Origin of the sequence: Streptomyces sp. TLI_185 (genome assembly GCF_003814765.1) — a bacterium.
GTDB lineage: Bacteria > Actinomycetota > Actinomycetes > Streptomycetales > Streptomycetaceae > Streptomyces.
The window spans coordinates 3,745,580-3,760,061 of record NZ_RKRB01000001.1 but is presented as its reverse complement, the minus strand read 5'-3'; the positions used below and the strand labels follow the sequence as shown (position 1 = coordinate 3,760,061).

The window sequence follows — 14,482 nt, the reverse complement described above, 5'->3', positions numbered from 1 at the left end:
TGTCCTTTGCTACTTGGTTTTTCAGCCCGTCCGGTTCTGGTGAGCTCCGGTCGCGGCATTTCAGCCCGTCCGGCGATTGAGGACGAGGCAGGCCCCTTGAGGGCCGAAGCGGGGGGTCGGGGGCGGCAGCCCCCGAGGCCGGTCACTCCAAGCCTTCGGTCACCCCCAACGCCGCCAGCAACCGCTCCCGGTACTCGCCGCGCGCCGGCGCATCCCGCTCGATGGCCAGATCGAGCGCGATCCGCCCGGAGTCCAGAACAAGCACCCGCTCGGCGAGCACGATCGCCTCGTCCACGTCATGCGTGACGAGCAGTACCGACGGCTGATGCCGCCGCCACAGCTCCCGCAGCAGGGCGTGCATCTTGATGCGCGTAAGTGCGTCCAGCGCCCCGAACGGCTCATCGGCCAGAAGCAGTTCGGGCTCACGGACCAGCGACCGCGCCAGCGCCGCCCGCTGGGCCTCCCCGCCGGACAGCTCGCTCGGCCATGCCCGCTCCCGGCCGGCGAGGCCCACCTCGGCGAGGGCCGCGCGGCCCTTCTGCTCGGCGTCCTTGCCGTCCAGGCCGAGGAGCACGTTGTCCAGGACCCGCCGCCAGGGCAGCAGTCGGGAGTCCTGGAAGACCACGGACACCTTCTCCGGGGCCGTGAGCCGGCCGCTGCCCGCGACCTTGTGGTCCAGGCCCGCGATCGCCCGCAGCAGCGTGCTCTTGCCGGAACCGCTGTGCCCGAGCAGCGCCGTGAACTGCCCCGCCGGGAGGTCGAGGTCAATGCCGTCGAGGACGGTCCGCCCCTCGAACGACCGTGTAAGGCCCCGGAGTTGGACGGCGGGCCGGGTCAGCTGCTCAGTGTGCGGCGCCAAGACAGCACCCTCCGTTCGATGAGACGGACCGCGCTGTCGGAGACCAGGCCGAAGATCCCGTAGACGAGCAGTCCCACGAGGATGACGTCGGACTGGCCGTAGTTCTGGGCCTGGAACATCATGTAGCCGAGTCCGCTGGTGGCGTTGATCTGCTCAAGAACCACCAGGCCCAGCCAGGAGCCGGTCACCCCGAGCCGGAGTCCCACGAAGAACCCGGGCAGGGCGCCGGGGACGACGATCTGGCGGATGAACCGGAAGCGGGAGAGCCCCTGCACCTCGGCGAGTTCGACATAGCGGCTGTCGATGCCGGACAGCGCGGAGTGCGTGTTCAGATAGATCGGGACGTAGACGACGATCGCGATGATCGCGATCTTGAATGTCTCGCCGATGCCCAGCCAGAGGATGAACAGCGGGATCAGGCCGAGCGTCGGGATCGCCCGGTTGAGGTTCACGGTCCCGTCGATCAGCGCCTCGCCGACCCGGCTGAGGCCGGCGGCCAGCGCCAGGACGACCCCGGCCGCGAGGCCGATCGCGAAGCCGTACGCGGCCCGTTCGAGGGAGGTCAGGATGTCCGTGGGCAGCGTCCCGGCGCTCCACAGGCGGCCGGCGGTCCGCAGCACCGTCCAGGGCGCGGGGATCGCGCCCGGGTCGAGCTGTCCGGCGGCCGAGGCGGCGGCCCACAGGGCGAGGAGGAGGGCGGGGCCGATCAGCCTGGAGGCGGGCAGGCGCCTGCCGGGGGAGAGGCCGCGGCGGCGGCGCCGTACCGGATGGGCCTGTTCCCTAGCCTGCACCGGGGGTGCGGCGGTCGTGGTGGTGGTCACGGCGGTCACCTTCGGTACTCCGCCGGCACGGCCTTGGCGGCGATGGACTCGAAGCGGTGGTCGAAGAGCGAGGAGACGTCGAACTTCTTCACGAAGCCGCCCTCCGCCAGCAGATCGGCGGTCTCCTGCTCCCACTTGATCGCTTCGCCCCAACTCGGTGGGAACAAGGGCTTGTTGGCGAGCTTGCTGATGCCGCGGGCCTGCGCGAGGGTCAGGTTCTGCGTCTTGACGTAGAACTCCTCGTTCCAGGCGTCGGGGTTCTCGTACGTCCAGACCTGGCCCTTGGCCCAGTACGGGATGTACGCGGCGACCGCGGCGGCCTTCGCGGGGTCGTTGAGCACGGAGGTCGGTGCCCACAGCAGGTTGAGGAGGTCGACGACGTCCGTGGTGATGGCGTGGGCGCCCTTGGACTCGTACTGCCCCAGATAGGCGGGCGCCTGCTGGTTGGGGAGCGGTGCGATGTCCACCTGGCCGGACTGCAGGGCGGTCAGGAACTGGTTGCTGGTCAGCGGGACGAGGTCGACCTCGTCGTACTTGAGTCCCGCCTTCTTCAGCGCCCGCAGGAGTACGACACCTTGGGCCTGGCCCTGCGAGAAGGCGAGTTTCCTGCCCTTGAAGTCGGCGACCGACCGGATGTCGCTGCCGGGCTTGGTGGCGAAGAGGTAATTCAGCTTGCGGGTGATGTTGATTGCGACGATCTTCGCGTCGAAGCCCTGGTAGTGCGCCTGGATCGGCGGGATTCCCGCGTTGTTGGCGACGTCCAGGGATTTGGCGCGGAAAGCGTTGATCACGTCCGGACCGGCGCCGATGTTCAACCAGCTCGACACCTTGAACGGCAGGCCGCCCAACTTGGCCAACCTGAACTGGAGTTGCTCCGTGTTCTGATACGAGGCGATCTTCAGGCTCGTACCGGCCGGGACCCTGTCGGCGAGCGGCGCGGTCGAGACGCCTTTGCTGTCGGCGGATGCACTGCCGCCCGCGCAGCCGCTCAGACCGGCGACACCGGCTGCGGCACCGAGCACTGAGGTGAGAAAGAGCCGTCGGTCGACACCCGGCACGGCAGAGGAATGCATGGCAGGACTCCGTGAGGTTCAGAGGGGAGGAGCGCAGGAAAAGAGGGGAGCGCGGAGGGGAAGAGCGCAGGCGGAATTCCGGCAGGAGAACGCCAGGGGGAGGGAATTCGCGCGGTATTTACGCAGGAGGAAATGAGCGCTTCACACGCGGCAACGTGTCAGCAACAAAGGGTGCGACAGCTCACGATCGGGCTCATGAGTACGATGTTCCTGGCCGGTGGTGAGCCCTGTCAATATTCCGCGATTCTGAATTAAATAGCCTCAGGTCGAGCGGCCAGCGGATCCCGGTAGAGCACGTCGAGGGCCACCGAACCGCCCGCCACCGCGAGCACCGAATCCGGAAAACTCGTCGGTACGACGGCAGCCGCCCGCTCGTCGCCGACCCCTTCGCGCAACGCGTTCAGGCAGTCCTCCCGGTGAATGATCCCGACCTCCGTCACGACCACCGTCTCCGGATTCAGCACATCCAGCAGCAGCCGCGCCGCCCGCCCGATCGCGCCCGCCCGCTCCACCAGCAGCCGTACGGCCTCCGGATCGTCCGCGGCGGCCGCCGCGACCACGTGCATCGGATTCACACCGTCCGTGACGCCCGCCTCCCGCGCCCGCCGGCACAGCGTCCCCTCGCTCAACTCGGCCTGCAGGCAGCCGGTCCGCCCGCAGGCGCAGGGCTCCGTGCCGCCCGGCACCGGCAGATGCGCGATGGCGCCGGCCTGGGAGCGGGGCCCGTGGTGCACCTCGTCGTGGGTGGCGAAGGCCGCGTCGACGACGTTGCCGACGAACAGATGCAGCATGCTTCCGCTGCCCCGCGCCCGCCCGAACAGCCGCTCCGCGTTGACCAGCGCCCGCGCGTGGCCGTCCACATGAACCGGCAGCCCGGTGCGCGCGCCGAGCACCTCCCGCACCGCAACGTCCCGCCAGCCGAGCAGCGCGTGCTCCACGACGGTCCCGGACTCCCGGTCCACCCAGCCGCCGACGGCCACGCCGACACCGAGAGCCCGGCAACGGGGGTGGCCGGCCAGCAGCGCCCCGAGCTCCTCGGCGGCCCGGGCCAGCACCCACCCGGGATCGGTGCGCTCGTGCTTCAGCTCGCGCCGCGCCACCACCCGGCCGCGCAGATCGAGCAGCGCGACCGTGGTGTACGGCACCGCCACATGCACCCCGCCGACCACGAACCGGGAGTCGTCCAGGTCGACGGGGACGTGCGGGCGGCCCACCCCGTTCGACCGCCGGGGCACGGCCGACTCGCAGATCAGGCCCAGTTCGGTGAACCGGGCGCAGTAGTCCGTCACCGACGCCGGCGAAAGACCGGTCAGCCGGGCGATGGTGCTGCGGGCCACCGGGCCGTGCTCCAGAACGGACCGCAGCACGACGCTCGCGCTGGTCCGGCGGCGGGTGGAAGTGGAAGGGGACGCAAGGGTGGATGCCATGGCAGAGGGCATGGGAGACCGTCCTCGGGAACGGGGCCGACACGTCTCGGAGGTCGAGGCGCGCCGCGGCCCGCCTCACACCGGACGGCGACAGGTGGCAGCACCCTGGCGTCGCAGGTCGACATAGCGACGCGACGTGAAGTTCCGGGCCTGGGCAACCATGGCTCGAAGGGTAGGCCAGAAAAGGTGAATCCGGCCAGACCACTAGGATTCATTTGGCGAGACCCTACAGACCTGCCCGCCTCCTGCCGGGTGAGCACGGCCTCCCTGCCTCAGTGACCGGTATCACGCAAAACCCCGTGTAGCCAGCACTGTTTGTCCGGAGCCCACCAAGCCCGCGTTCCAGCCTTTGTCGACCACTGACGGTGATCGGCTCGAGGCCGCTGGGATAGCGTCACCGTGTCCCAGCATGTCCCCGTCACCCGCGGAGTCCCCAATGAGCACCGCCGCCGCCACCGCCCGCCCCCGCGAGGTCCTCGCCGACCTCCTCCCCGCGTCCCGCGTCCGGGACGTGGCACTCGTGCTCGGCGGCGCCGCGCTCACCGGCCTCGCGGCCCAGATCTCCGTCCCCGTCCCGGGCTCCCCGGTGCCGGTGACCGGCCAGACCTTCGCCGCTCTGCTGGTCGGCACGACGCTCGGCGCGAGCCGCGGCCTGGCCTCGCTCGTGCTGTACGCGCTGGCCGGACTCGCCGGTGTGCCGTGGTTCGCGGGCGGCAGCTCCGGTGTCTCCGTCTCCTTCGGCTACATCCTCGGCATGCTCCTCGCCTCCACCGTGGTGGGCGCCCTGGCCCGCCGCGGCGCCGACCGCTCCGTGCCGCGCATGGCGGGCACGATGCTGCTCGGCGAGGCGATCATCTACGCCGTCGGCGTCCCGTACCTGGCCTACGCCGCCGACATGTCCGCGTCCGCCGCGATCGCGGCCGGCCTCACGCCGTTCCTGATCGGCGACGCCCTCAAGGCCGCCCTGGCGATGGGCGTCATGCCCACCGCCTGGAAGCTCGTCAACAAGCGGTGAGGCTGTAGTTCCTGCGGAAGAGGTTCGCCGGGTCGTACGACGACTTCAGCTCGGCGAGCCTCTTCTGCGTCGTGGCGTCGTACAGCCCGTCGGTCCGGTCCCCGGCACCGAAGGCGAAGTTGACGCACGCCCGATCGTGACCGGGGCGAGCAGCGCGAACGCCGGATCCAGCACCGCGCGCGCCGCGTCCCGGTCGCCCACCGTCAGCAGCCGCACCAGGAAACGCCCTTCGCGATACGGCACCGAGTTCGGCGCGGGCCGGGCGAGCGCCCCGCCCAGGTGGTTGATCTGCACGACGCACAGGGGCCCGCCGGCATCCGGACCGACCCCGGCGAGCAGCTCACCGACGGCCGCCACGTCCAGCTCGCTCAGCACCGCACTGTCCCCGTAGTACGCATGCGGGAAGTCCGGGTCGCTGTGGATCGTGTGGCTCTCGGCATACGGCATCTCCCGCAGGGGGTCGGCGAGCGCGGGCCCCGACTCCCGCAGCGGAGCGACGAGGCCATCACCGTCGGCCCCGGTGTACGCGACGCGCAGGGAGACGACGTACCGGCCGCGCAGCTGCGGCGGCAGCGCCGGGACGTCCGGATACGGTACGGCCGCGAAGGACGAGGTCAGCCCGTCGGGCACGGTCCGCGTCCACTCCTCGTACGCTCGCAGCACGGCCGCCGGATCGACCTCGCGGCCGTCGAACGCGAGCGAGCCGCCGTAGAGCGTCCTCACGCGTACGAGGCCGACCTCCAGCTCGGTGACGACGCCGAAGTGGTGGCCGCCGCCGAGCAGGGCCCAGTACAGATCGGGGTCGGACTCCCGGGTCACATGCCGGAGCCGGCCGTCGGCCGTGACGAGGTCCAGGGCGCGCACATGGTCGGCCGCGTACCCGAACTCCCTCGCCAGGATGCCCAGTCCGCCGCTCAGTGTGTAGGACACGGCGCCGACGCTCGGCGCTACGCCTCCCCCACTGCCTTAAAGGCGTGGGGGTACCCCCATTCGCGGGGCCAGACCGTACGGCTCGGCGGCCGCCACGACCTGCCCCCCAGCGGACGCCCGCCTGGACGCGGGCGGTGCGGGTCTCGGGGTCGACGGTCACCCGGTCCATCCGCTTCGTCGTCACCAGCACCCCGCCCTCACAGGCGCCGGGCAGTCCGTGCCCGGTGGCCTGGACGCCGAACGGCAGGTCGTGGTCGGCCGCGTACCGTACGGCGGCGATCACGTCGGCGGCGGAGGCGACGGCGAAGACAACGGCGGGACGCTGGGCGAACCCGGTCTGGAACCCGGCGAGTTCGTCGTCGTAGCCGGGGTCGCCGGGACGGAGGACGAGCAGGTCAACGGTGTGGTCGACGGAGTTCATGAAACGCGTCGTGCCCGCATAACCTGACGCGTGCCGTCAGGTTATGCGGGCGGAGTGGCGACCGGTGTGCGCGAGGGCGCTCAGCCGCGCAGCCGCTGCTGGGCCGGGCGCCGGGAGGACCACCACAGCCCCGCCGCACCGGCCGCGAGCAGCGACGCGCCCGCCGCGCCCAGCGGCAGGACATCGCGCCCGACACCGGTCTTGGGCAGCTCGCTGCTGCCGGCCGGGGCCACCGGCTTGTTGTCGGTACCGAGGAGCAGCGGGGTGGCCGGGGCGTTCGGCGACGGGTTGGTCGTACCGAACGGAACCGGCCCCTGCTGCCAGTACGTCTTCTTCCCGTCACCGGACTGCACGGGCAGGCAGATCTTGCCGGTCTTGCGCAGGTCGTAAGTGGCGTCGACGGCGAACGACTTCGACTTGCCGGCGGCGAGATTGTCGATCGGGCAGGAGAAACCGCTGTTCGAGCCGGCCGGAAGGTTCTTTCCGTCAATCTGGGAGCAGCCTTGAACGCTCTTGACCGTGAGGCCGTCGAAACCGACGACCAGAAGCTGGATCTTTCCGCTGTCCTTGGTCCCCTCGTTCTTGACGGTGGCGGTGATTGCCGTCTTTTGCGAGCCATTGTCGACCGCGATCCTGGAGGGCAGGAGCGTGGTCAGCTTTACACCTGCCGGTGCCTCGTCGACGGCCTTTCCCCCCTTGCTGCTGCCGGGCCCCTGGTCGTCCGCGCTGGCGGTGAAGGAAAGGATCATCACCGCCGAAAAAGATGCCGCGACCAGCGATCCCGCGATGGTCGTCGTGCGACGAGAACTCATGTTCACATCCCCCTTGGCTGCGCCTGAATTCGCAGTACTTGAAGAGCTACCACAAGATTTCTCCGCACTATGCTGGTACGCCATGAAGTGTGACCATTGTGTTTCAGTCGGGGCGCAGTCGAGGTAATTGAGGTAGTTGAGAGATTTTCGGTGGCTGAGGGGGTGCAGCGGATTGCCGGGGAATGAGAGAAGCGGCGGAGTTCCAGGGCTACTGGTGACGGGGCGCTATCGGTTGGTCGAAAGCATCGGCCAGGGAGGAATGGGGCGGGTGTGGCGAGCCACCGACGAGATGCTCGACCGCCCGGTCGCCGTCAAGGAGATGCGCATAGACGGCCTGGACGCGGAGGACACCCGCACCCGCCGCGAACGCACGCTGCGGGAGGCCAGGGCCACCGCCCGGATCGACCATCCCAATGTCGTGCGGGTCTACGACGTCGTCGACGAGGGCGAACGCCTCTGGATCGTCATGGAGCTGGTCGTCGGCCGTTCCCTCGAACGGATCATGGTGGAGGAGGGGCCGCTGGGGCCGGGCGAGACGGCACGGATCGGGCTCGGGCTGGTGGCGGCGCTGCGTCAGGTGCACGCCCGCGGTGTCCTGCACCGGGACATCAAACCGGGGAACGTCCTGGTGGAGGGCACCGGCCGGCGCATCGTCCTCACCGACTTCGGCATCGCCGCGATCCAGGACGCCAAGGCGCTCACCATGGTCGGCATGCTCGTCGGCTCCCCCGACTACATGGCCCCCGAACGCATCTCCGGCCGCCCCCAGGGCCCGCCGTCGGACGTGTGGTCACTGGGCGCGACACTCTGCGCGGCCCTGGGCGGCCGCTCCCCCTTCTCCCGCGACACGACCCTGGCCACACTGCACGCGGTCCTCTACGAGGAGCCCGCACTCCCTGCCGCAGCAGGTCCCCTGCGCGATGTCCTGGCAGCCCTGCTCGAGAAGGAGCCCGCGGTCCGCCCGTCCCTGCCCGACCTGGAGGAGGCCCTGCGGCCGGTCGCGTACCCGGCACCTACGCCGACTCTCCCCGTGGGCGGGGGAGAGGGCGAGGGTGCGGCGGCGGAGGAGGGGCGCGGGGCGGGGCCGGAGACTGCTCGACCGACGGATGTCGAAGAGCCGTCCGAGTCCCAGGAGCCACCCGGGACCGAACCGGCCGAGGGTGCCGACCCGAGCTCGGCCGGTGCTCCTGCGGCCGAAGGAACGGCGCGTGCCGAAGGAACGGCGCGTGCCGAAGCCGAGCCGGAGCCCGAGCAGCCCGACGCGGCCGACGCCCCCGGAGGCCTGGACACCCCCGCCGCCTCGAACGAGGGGCCCACCCCGGCCTACCTGGACACCCGCCTGGTACGCGCCGCACGCGACCCCAGGCAACCCGCGCCCGCCCCCTTCGAGGACGCGGTCCCCCAAGAACTGCCGGACACCCACGACCTCCGCCGGGACCGCCCCCCGGCCCCGACCACCATCCCCGAGGCCTCGCACCACCACACGGCAGCACAACGACCTCCCGCCACATCCGCGGCAAAGGCACCGGCAAAGGCACCCCCGTCTCCGGAAGCACCGCCCACACCTTCTCCGGAAGCACCGCCCACACCTTCCGCGCCCCCGGTACCCGTGCAGCTCCCCAACGCCTCCACCGAAGTCCCCTCCGAACTGCGCTCGGAGGTCCGTTCCGAGACCCCGTCCGCCAACTCCGCACCCCCGGCTGCCAATTCCTCGCCCCCCGCACCCCGACGATCAGGTGTCTCCCTCATCCGCCCCCACAAGGTCACCGAGCAGCCGCCCGCGCAGCGCAACGGCTCCGGCCCTGGAGCAGTCGCGCACCCGGGCCCCGAGGGGCCGCCCCCGGACGCCTCCCCGAACGCCTGGCAGACCCGCCCCGCCCTGGGCCCCCATCCCCTCCGCGCCCCCCAAGGTGAACTCCTCCCCGGCCCCGCCGTCCCCCACCGCGGCCGTCGTCGTCCCGTACTCGTGGCCGCCGTCGGTCTGGTGGCGGCCGGTGCCGTGGTCGCCGTACTCCTTCTGACGAACTCCGGCTCGCCCGGCGGGAACCACGCAGGCTCCTCGACGTCACCGACGACGTCCGCCACCACACCCGCCGGCAGCCCGTCGCCCACGGTGGAGGGCACGTCCAGGCCGCAGAGCCTGCCCCCGGGCGCGCACCGGGAGGCCGGCGGGTTCGCGTGGGCGCCGCCGCCGGGCTGGCGGCGGGATCTGAAGACGGGGGCGGAGGTGCACTACACGTCCCCCGACGGCGCACAGGAGCTGGTGGCCAAGTCGTCCCTCGCCCGCGGCGACCTGATGGAGACCTGGCAGAAGTCGGAGCAGGACGCCCACCGGGGCCAGGACTACCGGAAGATCCGCCTGGAGAAGACGACGTTCCGCGGCAACCCGGCCGTGGTCTGGGAGTACACCTTCACCCTGAAGGGCACCCCCTGGCACGCCCGGCTACTGGGCTTCGACCAGGACGGGAAGTCGTACCAGATCAACACCTGGTACCAGCCGGAGACCGAGACCCAGGCCCTCAGGACCTACGACAGGGTCAAGGACAGCTTCACGGTGCTGTGAATGATGCGGTGAAGGGTGCGGCGGGCACGCGGAAGGGGCCCGCGGCACTCACAGAGCACCGCGGACCCCTCATGCCGCACACAACACCGCTGACGTCAGCCGGCGTTGACCTTGTCCTGGTCCTGCACCTTCACCGAGGACGCGCCCGCGACAACCGCCCGGCCGCCCCCACGCACCTTCTCCTTCACCACGGCGACGACCAGCACGACCGCCGCGACAAGCAGCGACAGCAGCACGGTCTCGCGGCCGTCGTGCTCCGTGTCCGTGAGCATGTAGCCGAGCACGAACACGATCAGCGCGGCCGTCGCCCAGGTCAGATACGGGTACAGCCACATCTTCACGACCAGCTTCTCCGGCGCCTCGGCCTGGATGATCTTCCGCATCCGCAGCTGCGAGAAGCAGATGACCAGCCACACGAACAGGGCCACCGCACCACTGGAGTTGACCAGGAAGAGGAAGACCGAGTCCGGGAACTTGTAGTTGAAGAACACGGCGACGAACCCGAAAACGACGGACGCGAGGATCGCGGCCATCGGAACGCCCCGCGAGGTCGTCCTCGCGAACGCCTTCGGCGCGTCCCCCCGCTCACCGAGCGAGAAGGCCATCCGGGAGGCCGTGTACAGACCGGAGTTGAGACAGGACAGCACCGACGTCAGCACGATGAAGTTCATGATCTGACCGGCGTGTGCGATACCCAGGGAGTCGAGGGCCGCGACGTAGGAGCCCTGCTTCTTGATCGACGGGTCGTTCCACGGCAGCAGCGTCACGACGACGAAGATCGAGCCCAGGTAGAAGACCGCGATACGCCAGATGATGCTGTTGGTCGACTTGGTGACGGCCCGCTGCGGGTCCTCCGACTCACCCGCTGCCAGCGTCGCGATCTCACTGCCCATGAAGGAGAAGACGACCAGCAGTACGCCGGTGAGGATCGCGCCGGGCCCGTGGGGCAGGAAGCCGCCGTGGCCGGTGAGGTTGCTCAGACCGGCCTTGTCGCTGTCGACGCCCGGCAGCACACCGAAGACCGCGAGCCCGCCGACCACGATGAACGCACCGATCGCGACGACCTTGATCCCGGCGAACCAGAACTCGAACTCGCCGTAGGAACCGACCGAGACGAGGTTGGTGGCGGTCAGCACCGCCATCACGATCAGGGCCCAGCCCCACTGCGGAACGGCCGGCATCCACCCCGCGAGGATCTTGGCCCCGGCGGTGGCCTCCACCGCGAGCACCACGACCCAGAAGAACCAGTAGAGCCAGCCGATGGAGAAGCCGGCCCAGCGGCCGAGCGCCCGGTCCGCGTGCGCCGAGAACGAGCCGGAGGTCGGGTTGGCGGCGGACATCTCGCCGAGCATGCGCATCACAAGGACGACGAGCGTGCCGACGAGGGCGTACGACAGGAGGATGCCCGGTCCCGCGGTGGCGATACCGGAGCTGGAGCCGACGAAGAGGCCGGCGCCGATGACGCCACCGATGGCGATCATCGACAGATGGCGGTTCTTGAGGCCGGCCTGGAGACCAGTCATGGGGGAATTCCTTTGCGCCGGGTGAGCGGTCCCGTACGGGTCGCGTACGAGTTGGTCCAGTGAAACGGAGGTAAAGGAATTCGTGAACCTTTGAATCCAGATTGTTACTTGAGGTTTACTTGAGGTTCGTTGGTCGGGGCCGCTGTGCTGGACCCTCTTCTCTCCCGGCCGACACCCGAGGCTGCCGCCCGGAAACAGCCATGTCACACTCGGAACCATGCGCGTGTATCTCGGCTCCGACCATGCGGGCTTCGAACTCAAGAACCACCTCGTCGAGTGGCTCAAGGCGGCAGGCCACGACCCCGTCGACTGCGGCCCCCACATCTACGACGCCCAGGACGACTACCCGCCCTTCTGCCTCCGCGCCGCGGAGCGGACGGCCGCGGACCCCGACTCCCTCGGCATCGTGATCGGCGGCTCCGGCAACGGCGAGCAGATCGCCGCGAACAAGGTCAAGGGCGTCCGCGCGGCCCTCGCCTGGAGCGAGGAGACGGCGTCCCTCGGCCGCCAGCACAACAACGCCAACGTCGTGGCCGTGGGCGCACGCATGCACACGCAGGAGGAGGCGACAAAGTTCGTCGAGACCTTCCTGGGCACCCCGTTCTCCGAGGACGAGCGCCACATCCGCCGCATCGACATGCTCGCGGCGTACGAAACCACGGGCGAGCTGCCACCCATCCCGCCCCACCACCCGCAGCAGTAACTTTCAGCCCGTCCGGCGTCTGGTTTTTAGCCCGTCCGGCGTTTGAGGACGAGGCCGTTCAGGCCGATCGGGGGTCCAGGGGGCAGAGCCCCCTGGGCGGGGCCGAAGGGGCGGCAGCCCCTGGGGATGGGAACGGGTAAGGGCGGCGGGGGCGAACTCCATCCATCAGCGGCTCCGCCGCGAGCCCCCACCCGCCCCCACCCACGGACGAACAGGAGCCACCGTGCCAGAGGGGCACACGATCCACCGCCTGGCCAAGGACTACGCCACCAAATTCCTCGGCACCCGCCCCCACGTCACCAGCCCCCAGGGCAAGTTCTCCGACGCCGCAGCGCTCCTCGACGCCGCCGAACTCACCCACACCGAAGCCCACGGCAAACACCTCTTCCTCGGCTTCCGCGACACCGACTGGGTCCACATCCACCTGGGCCTCTTCGGCAAGGTCGCCTTCGGCGACGCACCGGCACCCCCGCCCACGGACACCGTCCGCCTCCGCCTCGCGAACGCCACCTCGTACGTCGACCTGCGCGGCCCCACGACCTGCGCCCTGATCACGGACACCGAGAAGCAGGCGATACACGACCGCCTCGGCCCCGACCCCCTGCGCGAGGACGCCGACCCGCAGACGGCGTACCGACGAATCACCCGCACCCGTACGACGATCGCCGCACTCCTGATGGACCAGAAGGTGATCGCAGGCGTCGGCAACGTCTACCGCGCCGAAGTCCTCTTCCGGCACAACATCGACCCCTACCGCGCCGGCAAGGACGTCACCCCGGCCGAGTGGGACGCGATCTGGGCGGACCTGGTCGAGCTGATGCACGAGGGCGTCCGCCACAACCGCATCGACACCGTCCGCCCGGAACACACCCCGGAGGCCATGGGCCGCCCGCCGCGCGTCGACGACCACGGCGGCGAGGTGTACGTCTACCGCAGGGCCACCCTGCCCTGCCACATCTGCGCCGGCGAGATCCGCACCGCCGACCTCGCCGCCCGCAACCTCTTCTGGTGCCCCACCTGCCAACAGCGCTGATACGCCGCTAGAACCCGTGCGGCAGCCAGGGCGCCACCGTCGAGCCGAACGCGAGCGACGCCTCCGTCAGCGCGCCCTGGCGCAGCTCGCGCACGCGGCCGGCCGCCGCCAGCGACGCCAGCGGGACACCGCCGAGGTACGCCGAGCCCAACTCCCGTACGGACAGGGCGAGATCGGCCGCGTCCGCCGTACGCTCGCACGACGCGCCCTTCGGGTCTCCGGTCAGCCGCCAACGGCCCTCGTTCCAGGGGCAGAAGGCGTCCTCGACCTCCAGCACCACGTCCACGGGCGCCTGATACGTGCGCGCCTGAAGCGCGGCGCCTACGTCCACCAGCCGTACGTGCAGCGAGTCCCGGACCAGCAGCGAGCAGCGGCGGACGTCGGACACCATGTGCTGCCAGGGCTCGTCGACCGGCCGACCGTACGCGCTCACCTTCGTCGTCAGGTCGATGTCGAAGAGGAACTTCCACAGCGCCGCGTGCGCAGCCGGGTCCAGGCCGTACACGTCCTGCGCGAGCACGACACTGTCGGGGCCCGCGGGCTCCCAGACCCTCCTGATCCTGAAGCGCGCGAACCCGACGACCTCGCCGTCGCGTTCCGCGAGCACGCACTGCAGCGGCGACGCCCCGCCCCGCTCGCTCTCCGGATCAAGCAGGCACAGCCGCTCCCAGCCGGGAATCCGCGCCACCATCCCCGGCCGCCGCGCCACCAGTTGCGCGTACACCGCCTCGCACGCGCCGAGCACCTCGGCGGGCGACACGTACCGCAGACGTACGTCGTCGGTGCCGGGCGGCACGGACAGCCGGACCCGGGTCGTGTCGATGTCGACGTTCACGGCGTACGTCGCCGGGCCGTACCCGAACCGCCCGTAGATCACCGGCTCCGAGGCAGTGAGCACCGCCAGCGGCTCGCCCCACGACCGTACGTCGTCCAACTGGCGCCGCATCATGGACGTCAGCACCCCGCGCCGGCGGTGCGTCGCGGCCACGGACACCATGGTCACGCCCGCCGCGGGCGCCGCGGCCCCGCCGGGCACGGTCAGCCGGAAGGAGAACGCGCCCGCCGTCCCCACGCACATGTCACCGTCCCAGGCGCCGATGGAACGGTCCGTCTCGGTGAGCTCACGCCACAGCGCCCGCTCCTCGGCCGACTCCGGAACCCCGCCGAAGGCGCGGATCAGGTTGTCGTACCACTCGTCCCAGTCTTCCCGGCGCAGTACGCGCAAGTCAGTCCCCATGAACCATGCCTACCAGGGCATTGCGGGACGAGCGAGGGAATTTCGCCTTGGCGGACCCGCAACGG

Annotated in this window: 11 protein-coding genes and 1 pseudogene; 4 read left to right on the top strand and 8 right to left on the bottom strand. The window is 70.5% G+C overall.

Going from position 1 to position 14,482, the window contains the following annotated elements:
* Positions 1-142: 142 nt before the first annotated feature.
* From EDD92_RS17170 to EDD92_RS17155, 4 genes are all read right to left on the bottom strand, one after another.
* Positions 143-859 (bottom strand): ABC transporter ATP-binding protein, encoded by a 717-nt coding sequence (locus EDD92_RS17170; RefSeq protein WP_123965131.1) that lies wholly within the window; start codon positions 857-859, stop codon positions 143-145.
* Positions 835-1,689, bottom strand: a complete 855-nt coding sequence (locus EDD92_RS17165) for an ABC transporter permease (RefSeq protein ID WP_030934403.1) — start codon at positions 1,687-1,689, stop codon at positions 835-837. Before EDD92_RS17165 ends, EDD92_RS17170 begins: the two co-directional genes overlap by 25 nt.
* Positions 1,686-2,753 carry an ABC transporter substrate-binding protein gene (locus EDD92_RS17160; RefSeq protein WP_123965130.1) on the bottom strand — a complete coding sequence of 356 codons (1,068 nt, stop codon included), beginning with the start codon at positions 2,751-2,753 and terminating at the stop codon, positions 1,686-1,688. Before EDD92_RS17160 ends, EDD92_RS17165 begins: the two co-directional genes overlap by 4 nt.
* Positions 2,754-3,004: 251 nt before the next feature.
* Positions 3,005-4,180, bottom strand: a complete 1,176-nt coding sequence (locus tag EDD92_RS17155; RefSeq protein WP_260326569.1) for an ROK family protein — start codon at positions 4,178-4,180, stop codon at positions 3,005-3,007.
* 436 nt (positions 4,181-4,616) lie between these two features.
* Here EDD92_RS17155 and EDD92_RS17150 point away from each other — a divergent pair, with 436 nt between their 5' ends.
* Positions 4,617-5,195: a biotin transporter BioY gene (locus EDD92_RS17150; protein ID WP_123965128.1), complete on the top strand. Its 579-nt coding sequence runs from the start codon at positions 4,617-4,619 to the stop codon at positions 5,193-5,195.
* On the opposite strand, the pseudogene EDD92_RS17145 reads toward EDD92_RS17150, so the two are convergent.
* Both EDD92_RS17145 and EDD92_RS17140 read right to left on the bottom strand, forming a co-directional pair.
* A pseudogene (locus EDD92_RS17145) lies at positions 5,182-6,546 on the bottom strand (FAD-binding oxidoreductase). The gene EDD92_RS17150 and the pseudogene EDD92_RS17145 sit on opposite strands and share 14 nt — an antisense overlap.
* 80 nt (positions 6,547-6,626) lie before the next feature.
* Positions 6,627-7,358, bottom strand: coding sequence for an LPXTG cell wall anchor domain-containing protein (locus tag EDD92_RS17140; RefSeq protein ID WP_123970427.1), 732 nt, complete (start codon positions 7,356-7,358; stop codon positions 6,627-6,629).
* Between the two features lie 259 nt (positions 7,359-7,617).
* Here EDD92_RS17140 and EDD92_RS17135 point away from each other — a divergent pair, with 259 nt between their 5' ends.
* Entirely contained in the window at positions 7,618-9,921 is a 2,304-nt protein-coding gene (locus tag EDD92_RS17135) for a protein kinase domain-containing protein (protein WP_399183138.1), read from the top strand.
* Positions 9,922-10,016: 95 nt separating this feature from the next.
* On the opposite strand, the gene EDD92_RS17130 is transcribed toward EDD92_RS17135, so the two are convergent.
* On the bottom strand, positions 10,017-11,444 hold the full coding sequence (locus EDD92_RS17130) for an amino acid permease (protein ID WP_123965127.1): 1,428 nt from the start codon (positions 11,442-11,444) through the stop codon (positions 10,017-10,019).
* A gap of 217 nt (positions 11,445-11,661) precedes the next feature.
* On the opposite strand from EDD92_RS17130, the gene EDD92_RS17125 reads away from it, so the two are divergent.
* Complete coding sequence (locus tag EDD92_RS17125) at positions 11,662-12,147, top strand: ribose-5-phosphate isomerase (protein ID WP_123965126.1); 486 nt, start codon at positions 11,662-11,664, stop codon at positions 12,145-12,147.
* A 223-nt stretch (positions 12,148-12,370) separates the two neighbouring features.
* Positions 12,371-13,180: an Fpg/Nei family DNA glycosylase gene (locus EDD92_RS17120; protein ID WP_123965125.1), complete on the top strand. Its 810-nt coding sequence runs from the start codon at positions 12,371-12,373 to the stop codon at positions 13,178-13,180.
* A gap of 7 nt (positions 13,181-13,187) precedes the next feature.
* Here EDD92_RS17120 and EDD92_RS17115 read toward each other — a convergent pair whose 3' ends face one another.
* On the bottom strand, positions 13,188-14,417 hold the full coding sequence (locus EDD92_RS17115; protein ID WP_123965124.1) for a GNAT family N-acetyltransferase: 1,230 nt from the start codon (positions 14,415-14,417) through the stop codon (positions 13,188-13,190).
* Positions 14,418-14,482: the final 65 nt, after the last annotated feature.